The 24,927-nt window shown below is 44.0% G+C and carries 16 protein-coding genes; all 16 read left to right on the forward strand.

The features are described from left to right. Positions 1-32: 32 nt before the first annotated feature. The 16 genes from BQ7344_RS00115 to BQ7344_RS00190 all read left to right on the forward strand — a co-directional run bounded on the left by BQ7344_RS00115 (position 33) and on the right by BQ7344_RS00190 (position 24,882). The gene (locus BQ7344_RS00115; RefSeq protein WP_072520894.1) at positions 33-5,873 is read left to right on the forward strand and encodes a SpaA isopeptide-forming pilin-related protein; all 5,841 of its coding nucleotides are present in this window, start codon (positions 33-35) and stop codon (positions 5,871-5,873) included. Positions 5,874-6,008: 135 nt separating this feature from the next. After that, positions 6,009-7,991: a SpaH/EbpB family LPXTG-anchored major pilin gene (locus BQ7344_RS00120; protein ID WP_159431337.1), complete on the forward strand. Its 1,983-nt coding sequence runs from the start codon at positions 6,009-6,011 to the stop codon at positions 7,989-7,991. Between the two features lie 267 nt (positions 7,992-8,258). Beyond that, the gene (locus BQ7344_RS00125) at positions 8,259-9,116 is read left to right on the forward strand and encodes a class C sortase (RefSeq protein ID WP_072520896.1); all 858 of its coding nucleotides are present in this window, start codon (positions 8,259-8,261) and stop codon (positions 9,114-9,116) included. 65 nt (positions 9,117-9,181) lie between these two features. Beyond that, positions 9,182-10,120, forward strand: a complete 939-nt coding sequence (locus tag BQ7344_RS00130) for an AAA family ATPase (RefSeq protein ID WP_072520897.1) — start codon at positions 9,182-9,184, stop codon at positions 10,118-10,120. 3 nt (positions 10,121-10,123) lie between these two features. Next, the gene (locus BQ7344_RS00135) at positions 10,124-11,134 is read left to right on the forward strand and encodes a DUF58 domain-containing protein (RefSeq protein ID WP_072520898.1); all 1,011 of its coding nucleotides are present in this window, start codon (positions 10,124-10,126) and stop codon (positions 11,132-11,134) included. Continuing rightward, positions 11,131-13,536 carry a transglutaminase domain-containing protein gene (locus BQ7344_RS00140; RefSeq protein ID WP_072520899.1) on the forward strand — a complete coding sequence of 802 codons (2,406 nt, stop codon included), beginning with the start codon at positions 11,131-11,133 and terminating at the stop codon, positions 13,534-13,536. The genes BQ7344_RS00135 and BQ7344_RS00140 overlap by 4 nt, the downstream gene beginning before the upstream one ends. 122 nt (positions 13,537-13,658) lie before the next feature. Further along, positions 13,659-14,966, forward strand: a complete 1,308-nt coding sequence (gene glnA, locus BQ7344_RS00145; RefSeq protein WP_072520900.1) for a type I glutamate--ammonia ligase — start codon at positions 13,659-13,661, stop codon at positions 14,964-14,966. Positions 14,967-15,028: 62 nt separating this feature from the next. Next, positions 15,029-15,577 (forward strand): ANTAR domain-containing response regulator, encoded by a 549-nt coding sequence (locus BQ7344_RS00150; RefSeq protein WP_015543115.1) that lies wholly within the window; start codon positions 15,029-15,031, stop codon positions 15,575-15,577. 84 nt (positions 15,578-15,661) lie between these two features. Beyond that, positions 15,662-16,993 carry an aspartate--tRNA(Asn) ligase gene (gene aspS, locus BQ7344_RS00155; RefSeq protein ID WP_072520901.1) on the forward strand — a complete coding sequence of 444 codons (1,332 nt, stop codon included), beginning with the start codon at positions 15,662-15,664 and terminating at the stop codon, positions 16,991-16,993. A gap of 20 nt (positions 16,994-17,013) precedes the next feature. Continuing rightward, complete coding sequence (gene gatC, locus BQ7344_RS00160; protein WP_015543113.1) at positions 17,014-17,307, forward strand: Asp-tRNA(Asn)/Glu-tRNA(Gln) amidotransferase subunit GatC; 294 nt, start codon at positions 17,014-17,016, stop codon at positions 17,305-17,307. A gap of 30 nt (positions 17,308-17,337) precedes the next feature. Further along, a complete protein-coding gene (gatA, locus tag BQ7344_RS00165) occupies positions 17,338-18,813 on the forward strand; it encodes an Asp-tRNA(Asn)/Glu-tRNA(Gln) amidotransferase subunit GatA (RefSeq protein WP_072520902.1) in 1,476 nt (491 codons plus the stop codon). Next, complete coding sequence (gatB, locus tag BQ7344_RS00170) at positions 18,810-20,255, forward strand: Asp-tRNA(Asn)/Glu-tRNA(Gln) amidotransferase subunit GatB (RefSeq protein ID WP_072520903.1); 1,446 nt, start codon at positions 18,810-18,812, stop codon at positions 20,253-20,255. Before gatA ends, gatB begins: the two co-directional genes overlap by 4 nt. Positions 20,256-20,275: 20 nt before the next feature. Further along, positions 20,276-21,490, forward strand: coding sequence for an LL-diaminopimelate aminotransferase (locus BQ7344_RS00175; protein ID WP_072520904.1), 1,215 nt, complete (start codon positions 20,276-20,278; stop codon positions 21,488-21,490). Between the two features lie 212 nt (positions 21,491-21,702). Then, on the forward strand, positions 21,703-22,971 hold the full coding sequence (locus tag BQ7344_RS00180; protein ID WP_072520905.1) for a M18 family aminopeptidase: 1,269 nt from the start codon (positions 21,703-21,705) through the stop codon (positions 22,969-22,971). Between the two features lie 37 nt (positions 22,972-23,008). After that, complete coding sequence (locus BQ7344_RS00185) at positions 23,009-23,818, forward strand: Cof-type HAD-IIB family hydrolase (RefSeq protein ID WP_072520906.1); 810 nt, start codon at positions 23,009-23,011, stop codon at positions 23,816-23,818. Positions 23,819-23,829: 11 nt separating this feature from the next. Further along, complete coding sequence (locus BQ7344_RS00190; RefSeq protein WP_072520907.1) at positions 23,830-24,882, forward strand: tyrosine-protein phosphatase; 1,053 nt, start codon at positions 23,830-23,832, stop codon at positions 24,880-24,882. The last annotated feature ends 45 nt before the right edge of the window (positions 24,883-24,927 follow it).

A 24,927-nucleotide genomic window follows, 5' to 3' on the forward strand; every position in this document is an offset into this window, starting at 1 on the left:
ATGTAAAGCAATATTGAGGGAAGGGTGAGAGGATGAAGAAGCGCAAGTGGCATAAGATAACAGCAGCTCTGGCAACTGTTGCTGTAATACTGTCATCGCCGGGAATTACAGATCTGGTGAAAGGATCGTCAACTGAATTTGTTGATATGGTACCAATATCTGAGGAAACTATTCCGGCAAGTGAAAACGAAGAAAACATCTCAAGAGCGACAGAAGACTTCTCAGATACAACAGAAGACTTCTCAGATACAACAGAAGATTTTTTTGAAACAACAGAGGAACCTGAAGAGAATTTCGGAAGTGAAACAGCCGCCGAGGAAGGTTCGGAAAATAACGAAGCAGACAGTGTAGACTGTATTGAAGATTTTTCCTGTGAAGACACAAGCAATACAGAAAATGTCAGTCCAGATTCTGCTTCCGCTGTGACAGTTCTTCAGAAGGCAGACGAGACAGAAAACACAGAGCTGGCACAGGGAGAGGTACACAAAGCAAAAATTTCTTCAAGCGTTCCAGAGGGACAGGAGGCGGCAAAAGTCAGACTTTATCTGACAGATGCACAGAATGAAACTCCGGTGACAGACCTTAAGATCACTCTTTCAAGTGGAGAGAGTACACAGGAGATCGCAGAGGATCCGGTTCAGCTCCCGGAAGCCCTAAACCAGAATGAACCTCTCACAGTCACACCGGTTACGGAATACCAGCTGGATGAAGATGGCGATTATGTATTTGACGAAGACGGTAATTATCAGATTGCAGCTTATTATCTGGAATATGAAGTACCGTCTGGTGGAAGTACAGCGTTTGAGGCATCTTTCACTTATACAACAGATGCCGAAGAATATGATTTCCAGGCAAAACTCAGAGCCAGAATGTTCCGTGAGCCAGAAGGAACCGGCGAAGAGATTTCACTGAACGAAGAGGAAAGCAGACTTACACTTATCTGGAACAGCCAGGCAGAGCAGGAAACAGAAGATGATGCTCTGGTGGAGATGGAAGAACTGGCAGCTGAGGATGTGGGGGAAGCAGGCGAACAGATCGTTTATTTTGCTGCACCGACGGAATGGACAGGCAAATATCCGGGATATCAGATGAAGGTGTGGATTAAAGTTGGAACTGAAGCGCAGAGCGGAGGCTTTCTACTGAATATGACTGATCTGAACGAAACCTATCATGATATGAAAGTATATTCAGTCACATTTACGCAAGAGCATTTGCCGCATGGCGGCTTAGGATCACTGTATTTTCAGGCTTTTGTTAATGATAGGTGGAATGCAGAGGTTAAAGCAACTGATAATAAATGGTTGGATCAAAGCGCTTTCCTCGGAAAGTTATATGATTCCGAAACCAGAACCTGGGTAGATTACACTCCATTCGATCCGAATAATCACACTTCCTTCGCCGGAAAAACCATGTATTTTGAGAATAATACAGAAGAATCTCTGAATGCAGTTAACGCAGTCTTTTACGAGAAAGATGCAGATGGAAAGCCACAGCAGGTAGGAGACCCTGTTCTGATGACAGGTATTCAGAAGGGTTTCTCAGTAACGATCCCAGCAGCGGCATGTTCGTATGTACAGTTTAAGGATGCATCGGGAAAGATATTAGGTGATACTTACTCAAACTTTTACGGTCAGGGAGCAGACGAAGAGGATGTTGAGAGTTTCCTTTTTGCAGCCGGCTCCATGGACTGTTATAAATATGCCGGAACAGCCGAAGCTTCTACCTGGGGAGTGCTGGGAGAGAGAACCGTTTATTACGATGCGACCCTGTCAAAGATGTCTTATGCAGGAAGCAGTTATAAAAATGGTGGCAAGGGAATTCCATATGATAGTAATTCAAAGGTTTACTACTATGCTACCAAAAGCGATGGTACAACCGTGCATGGTGAAATGAAAGCAGTCGCAGGTACAGACAATAATCTGTGGAGTACCAATCTTCCCGAAGATTACACACAAATCCGTTTTGCAGGATACGACGTAATAGATGAAAATGCACCTGCAAATGCGGATGAAACAGAACTGGTGGACATCCCATGGAATATGAAAAACCCATGTTATTTTGGAGATGACAGCGACGATGTGATCTACAAAGACGGAAACCGCGGCGGATACTGGGGTGAGAAGGGCAGCCTCCGCGATGCAGAGAGCGGCAAGAATACGACGGTTGTCAATGTGCCAGAGGGGACTTTTACCAGGGATTCCAATACTCTGTATGTAGATACTACCCTGTACGATTATTATACAGACTATGAGCTGAACGGACAGAACCGTGATGCATATGATTTAGTAGATATTGCCAGTCACAGAATCTATCAGCCGTTCAGACAGTTTAATCAGGCTTTAAGTACATATTATGAACAAAATAATGTAACCTATCCGCTTTATTGGGGAAACTTCCAGAACTTTCCTGGTTCTCATTATAGTGAGATTGCAGGAACTTTAAATCTATATGGATATTCAGAAAATGAAAAAAACAAGTTTTTTTATGAGAACAACTCAATGTGGGATAGTAACGGACAGAAAATAGAACAGGAAGGACAGAATGCAACACAGGGCTTAAGTGGAGCACAGTTGGCAAGTGGATCGCTGACACTGGCAGGAGGTGCGATCGCTCCATTCTTTAATGAAGATTTTCTGAAAGGCAATAACAGTAAGCATACAGTCCTGGGAAATGTATACCATAATGTTACTTTTCCCTTTATAAAAAAAGCACTGACCAGTTCTGCTGATACCTCAAAGGAAGGAACCGTTGACTACTGGTGCTTTGACAGTGCAGATCAAAGTAATTCAAATAAAAACCTTCGTCTGAAATATGATTCCTCGAATGGATATTTTCTGCAGTCAACGAATTACATTGTAAGGGGGCAGACAGTAGGGAATGGACATCCGGCCACAGTAGTTGGAAATTATTTTCCTTTAAACTCATCATCAGAGAGTGGAAAAGCCTGTAGGCTGAATTATGGATTTGGACAGAAACTTCAGCTTAAATTTCGTCTGACACAGGATGGAACAGTTACAACTACAAGCAATAAAGAAGTTCCGATAGAATTCAACTTTTCAGGTGATGATGATGTATGGGTATTCATAGATGACCAGCTGGTTCTTGATGTGGGCGGTGATCATGATGTTGTATCCGGTCGTATCAATTTCAGAGACAAGAATGCCTGGGTAAGTAAAGTAAAGAATCAGTCAGTCGGCGGATTTAAGAATGATAAAACAACAGATTTTCCGGAATCTTTAAAAAATGATTCGGATTTTTACAAAAAAGAACATACTTTGACCATGTTCTACATGGAGCGTGGACTTTGGGAATCTAATATGAAGGTTACCTTCAACTTTCCGGATGAGAACCAGCTTCAGGTGGAGAAGCAGCTGGACACTACAGATGTAAATGAGCTGTTCAAAGGCTTATTCGAAGGTACAGACCTGTTTGATTTCAAAATTAAGAACCTTGCAACACATTATGGAGAAAAAGCTGCTTCAGCCACAACAACAGCACCGGTGAAGATCAGTGATTTGGCTTACAAGGTTGCTCCGGTACCAGATACCGGTAATATATTTGAAAAAGCTTCAAATGAGGGATTTAAAGATTCCGTTCACTGGTATGCGAAAGAACAGGACGTGGAAAGTACTTGTCGGTCACAGCGATATGGAGAACTGACTTTAAAAGATCCGTTAGATATTTCCAATATGCAGTATCTGAAATTTAAGTTCTATTACGATTACGATGACACACCATCACTGTCAAATATGTATCTGCAATTGGAAGATTCAAGTGGTAATACAGCAGGCTGTCTGGATAAGGAAACTCTTTCCGGACGAACTTATGGTACTGTTTCCGTTGCAAGCAAAAAGTGGATAACTGTAAAACTGGATCTCACAAAATTGTCAGGAATTAAAGGCTTTGGCAACTTGAAAAAAATCCGTTTTGGTTATAACTATCCCAGAGATATTTATCTGAAGAATTTTATATTCCGTCCGACAGCAGAACTGACAGCTTCTACTGGATTTGCGACGAAGCAGTATGATATTGCGGACTATGGTTCAGCCAAATCAGGTAAACTGGAAAATCCAAAAGGTGCGGTGTACACTTCTTCTGCAAAGTCAGGAGCCTATGCAATTGAGGATGATGGAAGCTTTGTATTGCGGGATAAGGAAACCATTACATTTAATGATCAGTTCCGTCGAGGCAGTTATATTTACCTGAAAGAAAAAGTCGATCCAAATCTGTTTGATACGACTTGGACCATGCTTGAGAATGGACAGCCGGTGACGTCCATGGGAACAGGAAGGACTGTAACAAATGGAAGCGTGAGCAGTCTCAATAAGGTGCCAGGGATCTCTGTTAATGCTGTTAATGACGGAAGAACAGAAAATAGAGTTTCAACTGATGCCGAAGGAATGAATCCTCAGGATCATAACAACTATAATGGTACGAAACCGTCAGAGGATACCTTCGTATTCCGTTCTTATGCGAATCCGGATGATACTACGACTTTAACTAAATTGAAGGCAGTCTTTTACAACAAAGTTAAGACAGGTTCACTGACAATCAAGAAAAAAGCTGCATATCCGACAGACCAGTTGGATGATACTTATAAATTTAAACTTACATTTACCAATGTTGGTGGTGCAGGTCTGGAGACAAAGCCGATTGAGGTACCGGAAATATCTCTGGCAGCCAATGAATCCTATACGATCACAGGAATCCCGATAGGAACCTTCTTTACGATCGAAGAGATAACACCGACCGATGGATCCACCCTCGACAGTATTTTGCTGAATAAAGTGCAGCAGGAAGCTGGAACGACAGTGCTTCATGGAGACATCAATGCAGCAAAGCCAGAGGCAGTAGCAGTGTTTAAAAATACGAAAAAACCAAAGGTAAATCTGTCTGTGGAAAAATTCTGGAAAACAGCAGCAGGTGAAACTTATACAGGAAAACTTCCAGATGAGATTTACGTCCAGCTGCAGAGAAGGTCGCCAGATAAAGCTGTATGGGAGGCAGTAAAATATAACAACAGCAGTTATACAGAACTGACATATAACAGTTATACTAGAAAATGGGAAACATCATTTAAGAACCTGGATAAATTTGTGGATTATACAAAGTCACAGTCACCGCAGGATGCATGGCAGTATCGTATCGTTGAGGTAACCTTGACAAAAGATGCAGATGGAAAAGTGACAAAAGTAACACCTGTGGAAAATGGAGGCTGCATCGAGTTCACGGACGCTGGTATGTTTAAGGTTTCTTATGATTATGCTAATACCAATAGTGATTCAGGAATCTCTATTGGGGAAGATAATAATGGTTCTGCAACGATTACCAATACCTATCAGCCACCAAAGACTAATATTCAGATTTTGAAAATAAAGGCAGGAACAGCAGGAGATAATCCGGAAAAACTTGCCGGGGCAGAATTTAAGCTTGAAAAACTGACTGTCGATGGAACTATTGATTCTGCCTTTACAGCACAGACTGTTACAACGGGTAAAGAAAATGAAGAACTTGGAGTTGCAAAATTTGAAAATCTGGAAGATGGAACCTATCAGATCACAGAGACAAAAGCTCCGGAAGGATACAATCCAGAGACAAAAGCTCCGGAAAGATACAATCTTTTGAAATCACCGATTAAGGTTGTGATCAACAGAAGAGAAAACTTCATCACAGTAGATGGCGAGAATTCCATTAGATTTCTCAAGAAGAATACACTTACGATCCAGGTTGCCAATCAGGCAAAATTCCAGCTGCCGGCAACAGGAAGCTGGAGCAGACTGATCCTTGGCTTTACCGGTGCAATCATCGCCGGAACTGCGGTAATCATGTATCTGTTGTTACAAAAGCGGAGAAAGGAGGGCAAAACTTCCTGACCGCTTGAAGAAGCAAACAGATGATTCAAGTATATGATACCAGGGTTGTGGCGTGCAATGCACGAAACAATCCACAGGTATCTTAAAAAGAAAAATGAAAAAGGAAATGAAGAAAGAGAAAGAGAGGAAATGAGTATGAAGAAATTCAAAAAACTCCTTGCCGGTCTCCTTGCCGGTGCAATGATGCTGGGCAGCATGTCAGCAACTGCATTTGCAGCACAGACAACGACAACGACACCTGCGACAATTGATACAACTGATACAACTGGTAAACCTAAGACAGGATCACTGACAATCCATAAGTATGAGTATAATGGTACAGATACTACTCATAATGGTACTGGTTTAAATCCAGATGCTTTGCCAAACGACGGTGAAAAACCTCTTGAAGGTGCAGGATTTACTCTTTATAAAGTAGCGGATGTTAATGATCTGACAAAGTATTACAGTAAAAATCCGACAGATCTTCCAAGTGTAGATTCTTATTTTTCAAATGGAGAGATTGATAGCTCAAAAGTAAAGGCTACAGTGAGCGAAGTAATAACAAATGCTGAAGGAATTGCAGAATTTACAGATCTTCAACTTGGTTTCTATGTAGTAATCGAGACAACAACTCCTGCTAAAGTTACCACTCCGGCAGATCCATTCCTGGTATCTATCCCGATGACAACAGTAGATGGAGCCAGCTGGTTATATGATGTACATGTTTATCCTAAGAATAAGACAACTTATGGTGGCGTGACATTAGAGAAAAAAGGAAATAATACAACAGCCCTGAGTGGTGTAACATTTGTACTTCAGAAACAGAATGGTACTGAATGGACAAATGTCACAAAAAATGAAAAGAACAACTCTGATTTATCACTTGTAACAAACCCAGAAGGTAAGATTAATGTAGACGGTCTTTCACAGGGTACATACAGATTTATCGAGACTGACCGTGGCGGTAATGACGGATATATCATGGATGGTGCTAAAACTTATGAATTTGTTGTAGGTTCAGATGGAAAGATCACTTATGATGGAAAAACAGAAAACAATATCACAATAACTGTAACCAACGAAAAACCTGACATGACCAAACAGGTGAAGGACAGAAAATCAGGTGCTTGGAAACAGGAAACAGATTACAATGTAGGTGATATGGTACCATACCAGATCACAGTAGATGTACCATCCAATATTACTAAATTAAAAGAATTCACACTTACTGATACACCAACAAATCTTGATGACAAAGTTGAGAATGTAAAAGTGACATGTGAGAATGCCGATGTTGCAGCTAACGCATATTCAGTTGCAAAAGAAGGTGATCACGGATTTAAGATCACATTTACTCCAGCAAATATGAATGCTTATGCAGGAAAACAGCTTGTAATCACTTACAATGCAGAACTTCTCAGCACAGCAGTTACAACGACAGTTGGTAACACGAACAGCGCAAAGCTGGAATACTCCAACAAGATTCTTCCGGGACAGGATGGTGATCCATATAACCCGAATAAACCAGAAAATCCAGATACAAAACCAGGAAAAGATTATATCGAGAATACAACAACTGTATATACCTTCGGACTGCAGGTAGTAAAGAAAGCCGAGAAGGCAGATGGTACCCCACTTGGAGGCGTAAAATTTGACCTTTATAAATATGCAGGAACTGAAAGTAATCCTAATCCTACTGAAGCAGAATTAAAAGCAAATGGAACACTCATTGCAAAAAATTTAACAACTGATACAGATGGTACAATTACTAAGAGTGGTCTTGCAAACGGAACTTACTATCTGGTAGAGACAAAGACACACGATGGATACAATCTTCTGAAAGCACCAGTTAAAGTAGAATTGAGTATTGTATATACTACAAGCACTAAAGATGAATATTATAAAGATGAAAACGGTGTGAAAACTCTTGTGAAACATGAAGTTGAGACTACAACATTCACAGAAAAATCAGAAACGTCCACAGGAACTCACACAGAAACTATCATCAATAAAAAAGGCTTTACCCTCCCAATAACTGGTGGTATGGGTACAATCGCTATCACAGCTCTTGGTGTTGCCCTTGCATTCGCAGGTGTTCTGATCATCGGCGCATCCAGAAAGAAAACTGTAAAATAAGAACTGAGGAACGACTAAAGAGCATTTTGACTCGTAACTGTGAGGGTACTGAACAGTTACATGAATTCATTAATTAGCTACCATAAATCCTCTTTTTGAATAAATCCTACAGGACAGACTCGTCACTCTGCCGCAAGGCAGAGTGTGGGTGTGTCTTATTTGCCTTATATGAAGTTGTCTGAAAAACAGCTCAGATTGCTTCATATAAGACAAATGAGAGGCTGGGGCAAAAGCCCCGGCTATTACAAGGGAAAGGAACTACAGGTCATGAAGAAACCAAGGCTGACGACGATTTTCAGTATGATCCTGATCTTTGCGGGAATCTCGCTCGCATTATATCCGACTATCAGCAATATACTCGCACAGAAGCATGCTTCGCAGGCGATCACGGAGTACAATGATGAGATTAAGGGCATGGATGAAGAAAAGATCGATGCGGTAAAGGAAGCCATGCAGCAGTACAATGAACAGCTTGGAAATGCAGTTACTCAGGATGCTATCGGTGAGCAGCAGACAGGCACCAGTCATGTGGATATGCTGGATATCGGAGATGTGATCGGCTATCTGACCGTGCCGGTGATCAATGTAAATCTTCCTATATATAAAGGTACATCACAGGATGTTCTGGCCAAGGGAGTTGGCTACATTCCGGAGACTTCTTTTCCGCTGGGAGGAGAGAGCACACACAGTGTGCTGACAGGGCACAGAGGACTTCCGGATGCCAAGCTTTTTACAGATATGGACAAAGTACAGAAAAAAGATCAGTTTTATATTCATGTGCTGGATGAGGTACTTGCGTATGAAGTTGATCAGATCAAGGTGGTCGATCCAGAGGATACTTCGGATCTGGATATTGTGGAAGGAAAGGATTATGTGACGCTTGTCACCTGCACACCGTATGCTGTCAATACACACCGCCTTCTTGTGAGAGGACACCGTGTACCGTATACAGGAGAGGAGAAGGCAAAAACAGTTTCTCAGGTCCGTCCGGCGGCAATGGCGCAGCGAGTGGTAGATGTATGGCCATGGTTCCTGTTTATGATGGCAGGTGTGGCAGTGACAGAAGGTGTGATCATTTTACTGATCCTCATAAAGAGACACCATGATAAGAAGAAAAAAGGATAACAGCATTCTGGCCCAGGGTTTGCGCGAACCTTGATGATATTGAGAAAGACAGGAGAAAGCGAAAAATGGAAAATAAAAAAACAGAAGAGATCATGAGAGAGGTCCGTAAGGTGATTTTTGGCAAGGATGAATGTATCCGTCAGGTAATGACGGCAATTCTTGCGGGCGGTCATATTCTGATCGAGGATATCCCGGGGGTCGGCAAGACCTCCATGGCACTTGCTTTTGCAAGGGCAATGAACCTGACACAGAACCGTGTTCAGTTTACTCCTGACGTACTGCCGTCGGATATTGTCGGATTTTCCATGTTTATCAAGGAAAAAGAGGCATTTGTCTATCAGCCCGGAGCGGTGATGTGCAACCTGTTTCTTGCAGATGAGATCAACCGAACTTCTGCCAAGACGCAGTCTGCGCTTCTTGAGGTTATGGAGGAAGGAACGGTTACCGTAGATGGTGTGACAAGGAATGTTCCGGATCCGTTTATCGTCATTGCGACAGAAAACCCGATCGGGTCTGCCGGAACGCAGAGACTTCCGGAATCTCAGCTGGACCGTTTTATAGTCTGTATTGAGATGGGCTATCCGGATATTCAGGATGAAGTGCAGATTCTGATGGAGCAGTCCGGCTTTGGGGCAATGAAGGATGTAAAGGCTGTGATCAGTGCGGATGATCTCGCCCGGATGCAGAGAGAAGTCTCGGAGATTTTTGTCCATGAGACGGTCTGTCGATATATCGTGGATCTTGTAAATGCAACGCGCTCACATGAACTGGTGTCTCTGGGACTGAGTACCCGTGGTGCCATAGCAGTGACCAGGATGGCAAAAGCCAGTGCATATATGCAGGACCGTACATTTGTACTGCCGCAGGATGTGGCGGAGGTTTTTCCAGCGGCTGCAGTGCATCGTCTCAAATGCAGTGCGAGGGCGAAGTTAAGTCAGGGAGATCAGAGGCAGATCATCGGGGAGATTCTGAAATCTGTCAGACAGCCGCGACCGGAGAGATAAGGTATGAAAAGTAAGATCATATATATGGTACTGGTGCTGGCTACGTTGTGGGCGGCAGCAGCCGGCAGGGGAGAGTTTGCTTTTTTTTTGCTGGTTTTTGAGCTTCTTTTTGCAGTGTGTATGGCAGCCGGTGTATGGTATGTGGCGGGAAAGCTTAGCGTATCGGCGAAGACGGAAAGTTCTGCAGTCACCAGAGGCGAGCGGGAAAAATTTATTCTTGAGATCGAGAACTCGACGGTTTTTCCGGTCGGAGATATCCAGATCGTGATGGATGTCACAGGCGCAGGCAGGATCATCCGGCACACTGCGGCAGACAGAAAGAGCAGGGATTCGTGGCAGATTTTTCTGGAACCGGTACATTGCGGTTTTTTCAGAGTCGGTGTGACAGAACTCAGAGTATTCGACTATCTTGGACTTTTTTCGGCAAAGATCAGGATTCCTTCTCTTGCCAGGACAATCGCAGTCATCCCCAGAATCCATCCGATGGACGAGGAAACAGTACAGGGATTTTACGGGGAAGAGGAAGACAACGAAAATGCAGCCAGGGCAGATACTGACAGTCAGGAGATTTTTGATACGAGATATTACCATCAGGGAGATATGCTCAAAAATATCCACTGGAAGCTCAGTGCCAAGGAAGATGAACTTCTTGTAAAGGAATTCAGCATGCCTGCCGGTCGGATGGTCAGTGTTTATCTGGATACATCGGGCGGGACGGAAGAAAAAACAACGCCGGATCAGCTGGATGAGTTTCTGGACCTTGCGGCATCTCTGGGAAATGCGCTGGTTGAGAAGGAGCAGTTGTTTGAATATGTCTGGATGGAAAAGGGAACGAAGGAAGCCCTGCATTTCGAGGTGAACGGCAAGGAAGCTTTTTATCAGGCACTGGAGTGTATTCCGGGAATCTGTCAGGGAATATCCGACAATGTTCTGGTGCCGGAGCATGGCGGTGTCAGAATCACGATGGACGGACGGATACAGCGATATTTTCCGGAAGGTGAAGGACGTTTATGAGAAAAAAACAGACACAGAAGGAACAGAACAATATGGAGGTGCTTATCCTGGATTCAGGGTATGTTCCTCAGTCAGAAAAGAAGCAGACAGAGAAAGGTGGAATGTTTCTGTCTTTTCTGGTGCTTTTTGGGGCGGTCGGAGTTCTTGCTGGAAGTCTGGTTTCAGCGTTTTCGATAAGGGATGAGAGATTGTGGCTTCTGATACCGGGAATCTTTCTGTTCAGCCTGTTTTTCAGCTGGTTTTATGCGGACAGAAGGCTGGATTCGAAAAGAATCTATGGCTTTCTTGCAATTGTGATCCTTTACATGGCAGTCTGTTTTGTGCTGCAGAACAGGATCACCGCAGGCTTTTATCAGACAGCTGATTTCGTGATGAGCAGGATCAATCAGGTCTATCATGGAAACATGAGGCTGTATGGAGCATATGAAAGTGGTGATATGGTGATCTTCTGGCTGCCTGTACTTTTTCCGGTGACGGGGCTTCTGGGGGCTGGAATTGTCAGAAGGAGAAACTGGCTTCTGATTCTTTCCATACTGTTTCCGCTGGTCGCGCTGATGATGATCGCCGGAGGCAGACCGGGAAATCTCTGGATGTATTTTCTGGCAATGAGCATTCTGCTTTTGTTTACTGCAGGGCGGAGCCATTTCTGTGGATGGAAAGCGGGGCTTACGGCACTTCTTGCTGCTGTGGTCGTATCTGTCCCGTCATGGTGTATTTCCATGCCATTGGCAGGAGTGGAGATCCCGGCAATTCAAAGAGGCACGACAAGGATACAGAATCGGCTCCTGCAGTCTCTGTGGAGTTTTCTACCGAAGATTTCAGGGGGAAATCTGCAGCTCTCTCTGGAAGGAATCGCCGGAGGGGTGGACAACGGAGAACTCGGAAGGACAGACGGTGTGTTTTTTACCGGGGTGGATGCCCTGAAAGTGACCAGTGTGCAGAGACCTTCGGAGACGGTCTATCTGAGAGGATATATCGGTGAGACTTATACAGGGAACAGTTTTGAGCCGGGAGCGGAGGAAAACTTTCAGAATGCAGCGGCTGTCTGGAAAACAGACGGGGATTCCTCAATCTATATACAGAATCTTCCTTTTTTGAGGACGATGTATTATGAGAAACAGTCGTCAGGAGAGAATACCGGGGAGTCGGATAGTGCAGTGAACCAGATCACAGTAGAGAATCTGAATGCCAACCCAGAGTACACGTATGTTCCATATGATGCTTTTTTGAATGATGTATATCAGATCAGCAACGGGGATGGGGCAGTGTGCGGACAGAGCAGGCAGGATGATATTTTTTCCTGCTACTGGAGAAGCAATGCCAAAGAGATCCTGGAAAGCTATCGTGACGGTAAGGATACTTCCGGTGTGCTGAATGATACGGAAAAATCGTATCGGAATTTTTGCAGTACCTATGATCTTCAGATCCCGGAAAAAGGGCTTGAAAGGCTGAAGAAGGAATGTGCGGAAGCGAAGGAAGAGAATCACTGGGGAGAATCTGAGACGGGTGCAGAGATGCCGGACTGGGCAGTTGCAGATGAGTATGAAGAGATTCGCAAGTATGTGGTAAAAAGACTTCTTCGTGACTGCAGCTATGAGACAGATACGGACAAGCTGAAGGACGGCCAGGATTTTGTGGAGACTTTTCTTTATGACACAAAGGAAGGCTACAGTATGCATTTTGCGGCGGCTGCAACGATGATGTTTCGTATGTTTGGCGTTCCGGCGCGTTATGTGGTGGGATATGTGGCACCACAGGAGCTTTTTTCGGAAAATGCCGACCAGACTTATACTGCCGTTCTGGAGGATGACAATGCGCATACCTGGGTGGAGATCTATCAGCCGTTTCTCGGATGGACTCCGGTGGAAGTGACACCGGGTATGGAAACAGAGTTTGTTGATCAGACAGAAGAGAAAGAGCAGAGTGACCGTGTTCCGGAGGAAGCGAAGACGGAGACGGAAGAGGAAGAAATCAGTGTATCCGGTTTTGCAGTCCGTATTGCCGGCTGGTTCACAGGACACCTTGCAGATATTCTGAAGTTATGCGCTGTACTGTGCTTGCTGATGCTTGTTATTGGAAGCGGAATAAAAATCCGTGCCGCACATAGGGCTCGTTACGGAGCAGGAGAAGATCCGGCAGAGGCAGTGAGGGCGATTTATCGCTATATCTGTCATATTCTGTACAAAAAGGGCATGTCGAAGGACTGCACGGCGGCAGATGGCGGAACGATTCGCTTTATCAGGGATTTCTGTCCTGTATTTACGGAGGAAGATGGCAACAGACTTCAGGAACTGATCCTGAGGGCAAGCTATGGAAATGAACCGGTGACTGAGGAGGAGCGTCTGTGGATGCGTCAGCTCTGCCGGCAGATAAAGCGGTCCGTACGTGGAAAAAAACGTTGACAAAGACCATGTCGGTTGCTATAATACCTGCATGAACAAAGGCGTTCTTTTGGAGGGTAACCTTCCGAAAGTACGCCCTTTTTTTATACTTTTTTAATGATAAATAATAAGGAGAGAATGGCATGGGGAATTATACCAGAGAAGAAATATTACAGATGGTTGAGGAGGAAGACGTAGAGTTTATCCGCCTTCAGTTTACTGATATGTTCGGTGCGATCAAGAATATTGCTGTTACGGCCCGGGAACTTCCGCGTGCATTAAATAACCAGTGTATCATTAACGCGGAACAGATTGCGGGAATGGATCCGGAGAAAGGCTCTGATCTTTATCTTCGTCCGATACCGGACACCTTTGCAATCCTGCCGTGGCGTCCGCAGCAGGGAAAGGTTGCGAGAATGATCTGTGATCTTTACTGTCCGGATGGCACACCATACAAAAACAGTCCGAGATATATTCTGGAGCGTGTGGCAAAAGAGGCAGAGCAGGAGGGATACACCTGCTATATCGATCCGGAATGTGAGTTTTTCTTATTCCATACAGATGATAATGGAATGCCGACAACCGTAACACATGAAAAGGCAGGCTATCTGGATATGAGCCCGCTGGATCTTGGTGAGAATGCAAGACGTGATATGGTACTGACACTGGAAGATATGGGAATGGAAGTAGAATCCTCTCACCATGAGGCAGCACCGGCACAGCATGAGATTGATTTCAGCTATGGTGAGGTGCGTGACATTGCAGACTGTATCATGACTTTCAAGATGGCAGTTCGTATTGTGGCAAAACGTCATGGACTTCATGCCACATTTATGCCGAAGCCAAAGACAGAAGCAAATGGTTCCGGTATGCACATCCAGTTTTCTCTGATCAAAAACGGGGAAAATGTATTTGAATGCGCAGACCGTCCGGGAGAACTCAGTGAAGATGCATATTATTTTATAGGAGGTCTTCTGGCACACAGCAAGGAAATGGCGCTGATCACCAATCCGCTGGTCAACTCCTATAAGCGACTTGTTCCGGGATATGATGCACCGACAGAACTTACATGGACTGAGAATAACCAAAATTCGCTGGTCCGTATTCCGGTAACCAGAGGAGAGGGAATCCGCGTAGAACTCCGAAGCCCTGATGCTTCTGCAAACCCATATGTGGTACTGGCAGTCTGCCTTGCCGCAGGTCTTGACGGAATCAAAAACAAGATCACACCGACAAAATCATCAAATCTTGCGGCACAGGATCAGCAGGCAGAACATCTTCCGGAAACATTAAAGGAAGCAATTGATTATTTTGAGTCCAGTTCATGGGTAAAAGAAGTACTTGGTGAGGAATTTTGCAGGCAGTATGTTGCAGCGAAAAAGAATGAATGGCTGAGATATACCAGACAGGTAACTGACTGGGAAATCGCAGAATATCTGTATCGACTGTAATGAGACTTTACACATACTGTAAGTGAGATGAATAAGACAAGGGGAAGAGGAGAGACACTTTTATGAGCAGTATTGTTATTGCATTACCCAAAATAGAAGATGCCAAAAAAATCCGCAGCGTTCTTGAACGTCACGGATTTACGGTAGCCTCTGTATGCAGTACTGCATCAAGTGCCCTTTCGAATGCCTCGGAACTTGGAAGCGGTGTTCTGATCTGCGGACATCGTCTGCCGGATATGAACTATCTGGATCTGTCTGAGTGTCTGCCGAGAGATTTTGAAATGTTGTTGCTGGCATCTGCGAGGGTGATCTGTGAAGTGCCATCCTCTATTCTTTCAGTGGAGATGCCGATAAAGTCCGGTGATCTGGTCAACACGGTCAGCATGATCCTGATGCAGCAGGATCGCAAGAGACGTAAAGAAAAAAAGAAACCCAAACTTCGTTCGGAGAAAGAACAGAATTATATTTCCAATGCGAAGATGATGCTGATGCAGCGAAATCATTTAAATGAAGAAGATGCATACAGGTATATCCAGAAATCCAGTATGGATTCCGGAACGAATATGGTGGAGACAGCACAGATGCTTCTGATGCTGTTGTATGAAAGTTGATACAGCAATGATGGAAGTAAGGAACGGATTTTTTTGATCCGGACTTCACAATATAAAAAGACGAGATATATGGAGGATGAGGAAATGGAGTTTTTGAACGGTATTTACAAAAAAGAAGTAACCGAATGGGATGAACTGTTAGGTACTTCTCTCTTAAATCAGGAAGTTATTCTGGAAGGAGCCGTTCACAGCATCCGTAATATGGGCGATGTGGCTTTTGTGATCCTGAGAAGAAGAGAGGGACTTTTTCAGACTGTTGTTGAGAATGAAAAAGCAAATCTTTCCGTTCATGATCTGAAAGAAGCGATGACCCTCCGTGTAAAAGGAATTCTGAATGAGGAAGAAAGAGCTCCTCATGGAAGAGAAATCCGTATCCGGGAGGTAGAGATTCTTTCAGCACCGGCAGAACCGATGCCGCTGGCAATTGATAAATGGAAATTAAATACTTCTCTGGAGGCAAAACTGAATTTACGTCCGATCGCACTCCGTAATGTGCAGGAGCGCTCCAAATTCAAGATTCAGGAAGCGTTGACACGTGCTTTCCGTGATTTCCTCTACGAACAGGGATTTACTGAAATCCATACACCGAAGATCGGGGCAAGAGGAGCCGAGGGTGGTGCAAACCTTTTCAAATTCAGCTATTTCCACAAACCGGCTGTCCTTGCACAGAGCCCGCAGTTTTACAAACAGATGATGGTAGGTGTTTTTGATCGCGTGTTTGAGACCGGACCGGTATTCCGTGCCGAGAAACATAATACCAAACGTCATCTGAACGAATATACCAGTCTTGATTTTGAGATGGGATATATTGACGGATTCGAAGATATCATGGGAATGGAAACAGGATTTCTTCAGTATGCGATGGAACTGCTTAGGAAGGACTATGCAAAGGAACTTCAGATCCTTAAGATCGAACTTCCGAAAGTAGATCAGATTCCGGCGGTACGTTTTGACAAGGCAAAAGAACTTGTCTCTGCAAAATATAACCGCAAGATCCGTAACCCGTATGATCTGGAACCGGAAGAAGAAGCACTGATCGGAAGATATTTCAAAGAAGAATATGATGCTGATTTTGTTTTTGTAACACATTATCCGTCAAAGAAACGTCCATTTTATGCAATGGATGATCCGGCAGATGATAAGTTTACATTAAGCTTTGACCTTCTGTTCCACGGACTGGAAGTAACAACCGGAGGCCAGCGTATCCATGATTACAATCAGCTCAAAGCGAAGATTGCTGCCCGTGGTATGGAAGAAGATGGTATGGAGCAGTATCTGGATACTTTCAAACATGGAATGCCGCCACACGGAGGTCTTGGTATCGGACTGGAGCGTCTGACTATGCAGCTTCTTGGTGAGGAGAATGTCCGTGAAGCATGTCTGTTCCCGAGAGATCTGAACAGACTGGAGCCGTAGGATAAGCAGGAGGAACAAAAATGGCAAAGATCATAGATGATGAAACAATAGAAAATGTATGCATTCTTGCGAAACTTTCTTTAAATGAGGAAGCAAAGGAAAAAGCAAAAGAAGACATGCAGAAGATGCTGGATTATGTGGAAAAGCTGGATGAACTGGATACAAAAGGGGTTGAACCGCTTTCGCATATCTTTGGTGATCAGAATGTATTCCGTGAAGATGTGGTAACAAACGGAGACAATAAAGAAGCAATGCTTGCAAATGCACCGAAGGCAAAAGAAGGACAGTATCAGGTACCGAAGACCATCGGATAACAGAAGTGATCCGGATAGAGGAGAAGAATTATGGAACTGGAAACAATGACAGCATTAGAACTGGCTGCAAAGATAAAACAGCGTCAGATCCATGTAGTGGATGGCGTGAAAGCAGTCTTTGACCAGATTGAGAGTAAAGAAGAAACGGTGCATGCTTACCTTGACCTTTATAAAAAAGAAGCATATGCCCGTGCAAAAGAAGTGGAAAAAGGAATTGCAGACGGCACTTATGCAGGTCCGCTTGCCGGTGTTCCGATCGCAATAAAAGATAATATCTGTATCAAAGGAAAGAAAACAACCTGTGCGTCCAGAATCCTTGAGAATTTTGTTCCACAGTACAATGCGGAGGTCATTGACCGTCTGGAAAAAGCAGGAATGATCATTATAGGTAAGACAAATATGGATGAGTTTGCCATGGGAAGTACTACAGAGACTTCAGCTTACGGAGTGACAAGAAACCCGTGGAACACAGAACATGTTCCGGGCGGCTCTTCCGGTGGTTCCTGTGCGGCAGTTGCAGCAGGAGAAACGTTTATGGCACTCGGATCTGATACCGGTGGATCTATCCGTCAGCCGAGCTCTTTTTGTGGTGTGACCGGAATTAAGCCAACTTACGGTACCGTATCCCGTTATGGTCTGGTTGCCTATGCGTCTTCGCTGGATCAGATCGGACCGGTAGGAAAGAATGTGGCAGACTGTGCCGCTCTTCTTGAAGTGATTGCCGGACGTGATCCGAAAGACAGCACTTCACTTGAAAGAAATGATCTGGATTTCAGTAAGAGTCTGGAAGAAAAGAAACTTCTCGGTATGAAATTCGGTGTGCCGAAAGAATTTCTTGCAAAAGGTCTTGACCCGGAAGTGAAGGATTCTTTTATGAATGTGTTGAAGACACTTACCGAACAGGGCGCAATCGTAGAGTTTTTCTCCGTAGAGACTATGGAATATATGATCCCTGCATATTATATCATTGCCAGCGCAGAGGCAAGCTCAAACCTGGAGCGCTTTGACGGTGTGAAATATGGTTATCGTGCAGCTGAGTATGAGGGATTGCACGACATGTATAAGAAAACGAGAACAGAAGCTTTTGGTGAGGAAGTCAAACGTCGTATTATGCTTGGTTCATTTGTATTAAGTTCCGGATATTATGACGCATATTATCTGAAAGCACTGCGTACAAAAGCACTGATCAAAAAAGAGTTTGATCAGGCATTTGAAAAATATGATGTGATCCTTGCACCGGCTGCGCCTTATACAGCACCAAAGATCGGGGAAAGCCTGAAAGATCCGCTTGCCATGTATCTTGGCGATATTTATACCGTTGCAGTCAATCTCTGTGGTCTGCCGGGAATCACGGTTCCATGTGGAATGGACAAAGCTGGAATGCCGATCGGAATTCAGATGATCGGGGACTGTTTTGCAGAGAAGAAAATCCTCCGTGCAGCCGCTGCCTATGAGGCAGTCAGGGGAGCGTTCCCGACTCCGGAGAAAGGAGGCAAAAAGGCATGAAACAGTATGAGACAGTCATTGGCCTTGAAGTCCATGTAGAACTTGCAACAAAAACAAAGATTTTCTGCGGATGCTCTACAGAGTTTGGTGGCGCTCCGAATACACATACCTGTCCGGTCTGCACCGGTATGCCGGGTTCTCTGCCTGTTCTGAACCGTCAGGTAGTAGAATTTGCACTGAAGGCCGGAATTGCGGCAAACTGCCAGATCAATCAGTATTGTAAATTTGACAGAAAGAACTATTTTTATCCGGATAACCCGCAGAACTATCAGATTTCCCAGCTGTATCTGCCAATCTGCCATGACGGATGGGTAGAAATCGAGACTTCTGCAGGAAATAAAAAAGTCCGCATTCACGAAATGCATATGGAAGAAGACGCAGGTAAACTGATTCATGATGAGTGGGAAGATTGTTCACTGGTAGATTATAACCGAAGCGGTGTGCCGCTGATAGAGATCGTTTCCGAACCGGACATGAGAAGTTCAGAAGAGGTTATTGCATACCTTGAAAAACTGCGCTGTATGATGCAGTATCTCGGTGTATCCGACTGCAAATTGCAGGAAGGTTCCATGCGAGCTGACGTCAACCTGTCTGTTCGTGAAGTCGGAAGTGAATCTTTTGGAACAAGAACAGAGATGAAGAACCTGAACTCCTTTAAGGCAATCGCAAGAGCCATCGAGGGAGAAAGAGAACGTCAGATTGAACTGATCGAAGAGGGAAGAACTGTTATCCAGGAAACACGTCGCTGGGATGATAATAAAGAATCTTCCCATGCAATGAGATCAAAAGAAGATGCCAAAGATTACCGTTATTTCCCGGATCCGGATCTTCCACCGATTCATATTTCTGATGCATGGATTCAAAAGATCCGTGAGTCTCAGCCGGAGCTTAGAGAAGAAAAACTGCTTCGTTATCAGTCGGAATATGAATTATCCGCTTATGATGCTGGAATTCTTACAGAGTCCAGACATCTGTCCCTGTTGTTTGAGGAAGTCGCAAAACTCTGTGGTAACCCGAAGAAAGCAGCCAACTGGTTTATGGGCGAAGTTCTCCGTCTTACCAAAGATAAAGGCCTTGATGTGGAAAAAGTTTCTTTTACACCAAAACATCTTTCAGATCTGATTTCCATGGTGGAGAAAAAAGAAGTCAGCGCCCAGAATGCAAAGAAAGTTTTCGAAAGAGTCTTTGAAGAAGACATTAATCCTGTGGCATATATCGAAGAACACGGGCTGAAAATTGTTGAAGACACCGGACTGCTCAATGATACGTTACAGAAGATCATGGACGAGAACCCCGGCCCCCTGGAAGAACTACTCGGCGGCAAAGAAAAAGTTTTCGGATTCTTTGTCGGTAAGATGATGAGGGAACTGAAGGGCAAAGCAAGTCCGGATGCAGTACGCGAGGCTCTTGTAAAAGAAGTAGAGCGAAGAAAGAATCAGTAGACAGATTAGGAGAGAATATTATGGTTACAGTAAATAAAAATTACCTGAAACTTCCGGGAAGCTATCTTTTTTCCACAATTGCCAAAAAAGTAGCAGCTTATCAGGAAGCAAATCCGGATATACAGATCGTACGTCTGGGAATCGGAGATGTCACACAGCCGCTGGCACCGGCGATCATCGAAGCTCTGCATAAATCCGTTGACGAGATGGCTAATGCAGAAACATTTCATGGATATGCACCGGATCTCGGTTATGAATTCTTACGCAGTGCAATTGCAAAAAACGATTACGAAGCACGCGGATGTGACATTCATGCAGATGAAATCTTTGTTTCTGACGGAGCAAAGAGTGATTCCGGTAACATTCAGGAAATCTTTGGTATTGAGAATAAAGTAGCTGTATGTGACCCGGTTTACCCGGTTTATGTTGACACAAATGTTATGGCGGGCCGTACCGGAGCGTATAATACAAAAAGAGAAAACTTTGACGATGTGATCTATATGCCGTGTCTGGAGGAAAACGGATTCCTTCCGGAATTTCCGACAGAGACTCCGGATCTGATCTATCTCTGCTTCCCGAACAATCCGAGTGGTGCGGCAATCACAAAGGACAAGCTTCAGGAATGGGTAGATTATGCAAATAAAAATGGTGCAGTGATCATTTATGATGCGGCATACGAGGCTTATATTACAGAAGAAAATGTTCCGCACAGTATTTATGAATGTGAAGGTGCACGTACCTGTGCGATCGAGCTTAGAAGCTTTTCAAAAAATGCCGGATTTACAGGTGTCCGCCTTGGGTTTACCGTTGTTCCGAAAGATCTTATAAGAGAAGGTGTTGCACTGCATGACCTCTGGGCAAGACGGCATGGAACAAAATTTAACGGTGCACCGTATATTGTACAGCGCGCCGGTGAAGCTGTTTATTCTCCGGAAGGAAAGGCACAGCTGAAAGAGCAGGTTGCATATTATATGAAAAATGCACATACGATCTACAACGGACTGAAAGAGGCAGGATACTCCGTATCAGGTGGCGTGAATGCACCGTACATCTGGCTGAAGACTCCGAACAATATGAGCTCCTGGGATTTCTTTGATTATCTGCTTGAAAATGCACATGTAGTAGGTACACCGGGATCAGGATTTGGTGCTCATGGAGAAGGCTTCTTCCGTCTGACTGCTTTCGGAAGCTATGAAAATACACAGGAAGCCCTCAGAAGAATCAAGGCATTATAAAAATTTGAATAAACAACCATGCCTTTGGGCAGTGTAAAGAGGTGGTTTTTGACAAACTGCCTCTTTTTCGTTGCCATACGAAAAAATATACCGTATAATCGTAGTGAAATATTTTAAGAATATACGTAGTATTCAGCAGGCAGTATCCCGTAACTGTGCGGGAACTGAACAGTTAAGAAAATACCCGATCCGGGACCAAGGAGTTGTTACAGATGTACATAGAAACAACAGAAAAATTACTGGAATTTATAGAGAAAAGTCCGACTGCATTTCAGGCAGTGGATGAAATGAAAAAACGATTTACGGAAGGTGGATTTCAGGTGCTTTCGGAGAGAGAACACTGGAATCTCATACCGGGTGGAAAATATGTAGTGACCAGAAATAATTCTGCACTGATTGCTTTTGCCATACCGGAAGATCCGCCGTTTGCATTTCATATTATGGCAAGCCACAGTGATTCTCCGACATTCAAGATAAAAGAAAATCCGGAAATGAAAGTGGACGGCAGCTATGTAAAACTGAATGTGGAAAAATATGGCGGAATGCTGATGGCACCGTGGTTTGACCGTCCGCTTTCCATAGCCGGCAGAGTCATTGTTAGAGAGAATGGCGGACTTGTAGAAAAGCTGGTAAACATAGAACGCGATCTGGTGATGATCCCGAATCTTGCTATTCATATGAATCGTGAGGCAAACAACGGAACCGCATATAATCCGCAGAAAGATATGCTGCCTCTTTTTGCAGCAGAAAATACAGACAGAACGCTGCTGGAAATGATTGCAGAGCAGATCGGGGCCGACAGATCAGATATTCTCAGCCACGATTTATTTTTGTATAATCGTATGCCGGGTACGATATGGGGCGTAGATCAGGAATTTGTTTCTTCCGCACGGCTGGATGACTTGCAGTGTGCGTTTTCTTCTATGGAGGGACTTCTGCGGGCAGAAACGAGAGAAAATATTGCAGTACATTGTGTGCTGGATAATGAAGAAGTCGGCAGCGGCACGAAACAGGGGGCGGCATCTACTTTTTTGAAGGACACACTTCTTCGTATCAATACAGGGCTTGGCAGAACTTATGAAGAATATCTGATGACTCTTGCCGGAAGTTTTATGGTTTCTGCGGACAATGCACACGCGCTTCATCCGAATTACGCAGACAAAACAGATCCGGTGAATCATCCGGTTCTGAATAAGGGAATTGTCATTAAATATAATGCAAATCAGAAGTATTGTACAGATGCAGTATCTGCTGCAGAGTTTATAGAGCTTTGTGCAAAGGCGGATGTTCCATATCAGACGTTTGTAAACCGGTCTGATATTGCCGGTGGCTCGACACTGGGCAATATTTCCAATACACAGGTTGCAATGAATACAGTAGATATCGGACTTCCGCAGCTTGCCATGCATTCTCCTTATGAGACTGCAGGTGTAAAAGATACAGAATATCTGATCCGGGTGGCAGGGGAACTTTTTGCATAACAGATTGCCATATAGAGTAGAAAAGAAGGACAATACAATGAGTGATAAAAAAGCAGTTTTTTTTGATGCGGATGGAACTATCTGCGATATGGAAAAAGGAGTACCGGACAGTGCAGTAGAATCAATCAAAAAGCTGGTTGCCAACGGACATCAGGCATGGCTCTGTACCGGAAGAAGCCGGGCGTTTGTATCCTGGTATCTGGAACAGATTCCGTTTACAGGAATCATCAGTGCATGTGGTGCGACCATCGAAAAAGACGGAAAAAGACTGTATAATAACGAAAGAACACCGGAGGTAGCAAAGCTTTCTGTTGAGATACTTCGTAAATATGGGCTGATTCCGGTCATGGAAGGTGCCGACTATATGTATTATGATAAGGATGAATATACGACAGATGTGAACTGGTATACTGATCTGATCACAGAATCACTTGGAGAAAAGTGGAGACCGATCTGTGGAAATGAAAACTGTATGCACATCAACAAGATCAGTGCAAAGAAACAAAAAGGATGCAATGCGCAGCAGGCATGCGCAGAACTTTCTCTGTATTATGATATGATCTATCACGAATCTAATAACTTTGTGGGAAATACGATTGAAATGGTTCCGAAGGGATGTAATAAAGCAGTCGGAATTGCAGCAGTCTGCAGGATTTTTCATATCGCATGGGAAGACACGATCGTATTCGGAGACAGTAACAATGATCTGTCCATGTTTGAATATGCAGCAACAAAGGTGGCAATGGGAAATGCTTCACCGAAGATTAAAGAACTGGCCGATTATGTAACGACGGATATGTTCCATTACGGTATTCGTAACGGACTTGAACATTTAGGGCTTATATAGAAGGAGAAAATATGAAATACGGAAAAATAAGAATCGAGGATGGTAATCTCATTTTTTCCAAACATATGATGATGAATTATCTTCCATGTAAAGATATCTTATGGGCTTACAAAAGAAAAGAAGGAGTAGAAGGCGGGGCACAGAAGCAGTTCAGTACCAGTTCGCTGGTCATAATTACACGCCGTAAAAAAAGATACCAGTTTGATCTGACGGACCGTGAGATTCAGGATTGTATTCAGTTATTGAAAGCACTGAATCCGAACATTGTGACAGGATTTCCGAAAGGCGGCAGGATTCCGCTCCAGAGTCTTCCGAATACAAGAGATCTGGGTGCACTGATGACATCAGACGGACGCCATATTCTTCCGCACAGACTTCTTCGAAGCGGAACACTTTATCATATTTCGATTGCAGATCAGGATACTCTGATGAAAGACTATCATCTGACGACTGTGATCGACTTCCGCACAAAATCGGAAGTTCTGGAAAAACCGGATATAGTTATGGAGGGAGTACAATACTGCGATATACCGATTGTGGACGAGGAAACGACCGGCATTACCAGATCCGGAAAACTGGATGAGATTATAAAAAGTTTTAAAGATATTCCGGAAGATTTAGTACTGAACCAGTATGCTTCACTGGTGCATGATTCCTACAGCGTCAGACAGTATGCGCGTTTTCTGGATGTATTGCTTCATCAGGAAGAAGGGGCAGTATTGTGGCACTGCAGCATCGGCAAAGACCGTGCAGGTGTGGGAACGGCGCTTCTCCTATGTACACTTGGGGTTCCGAGAGAGACAATCTATGAAGACTATATGAAAACAAATCTTTATCTTGATGAGGAAATGAATCATATGGTTCGCTATCTGGAGTCAAAGATGATCGTGGACAACCAAACCATGGACAAGATACGTCTGCTTTATCGTGTAAAAGAAGAATACCTTGACTGTGTATTCGAAACCATCGAAAAAGACTATGGTTCAGTTGAACAGTTTATGAAAAAAGCACTGTACATGAATCCGAAAACGATCGAGGCTCTGCGCAAAAAATACCTTGTATAAAAATACAAAAAAGTGTTTTAAAATTGTAATGTATACAAAATTTTG

This window comes from Blautia sp. Marseille-P3087, from assembly GCF_900120195.1.
Classification (GTDB): domain Bacteria; phylum Bacillota; class Clostridia; order Lachnospirales; family Lachnospiraceae; genus Blautia_A.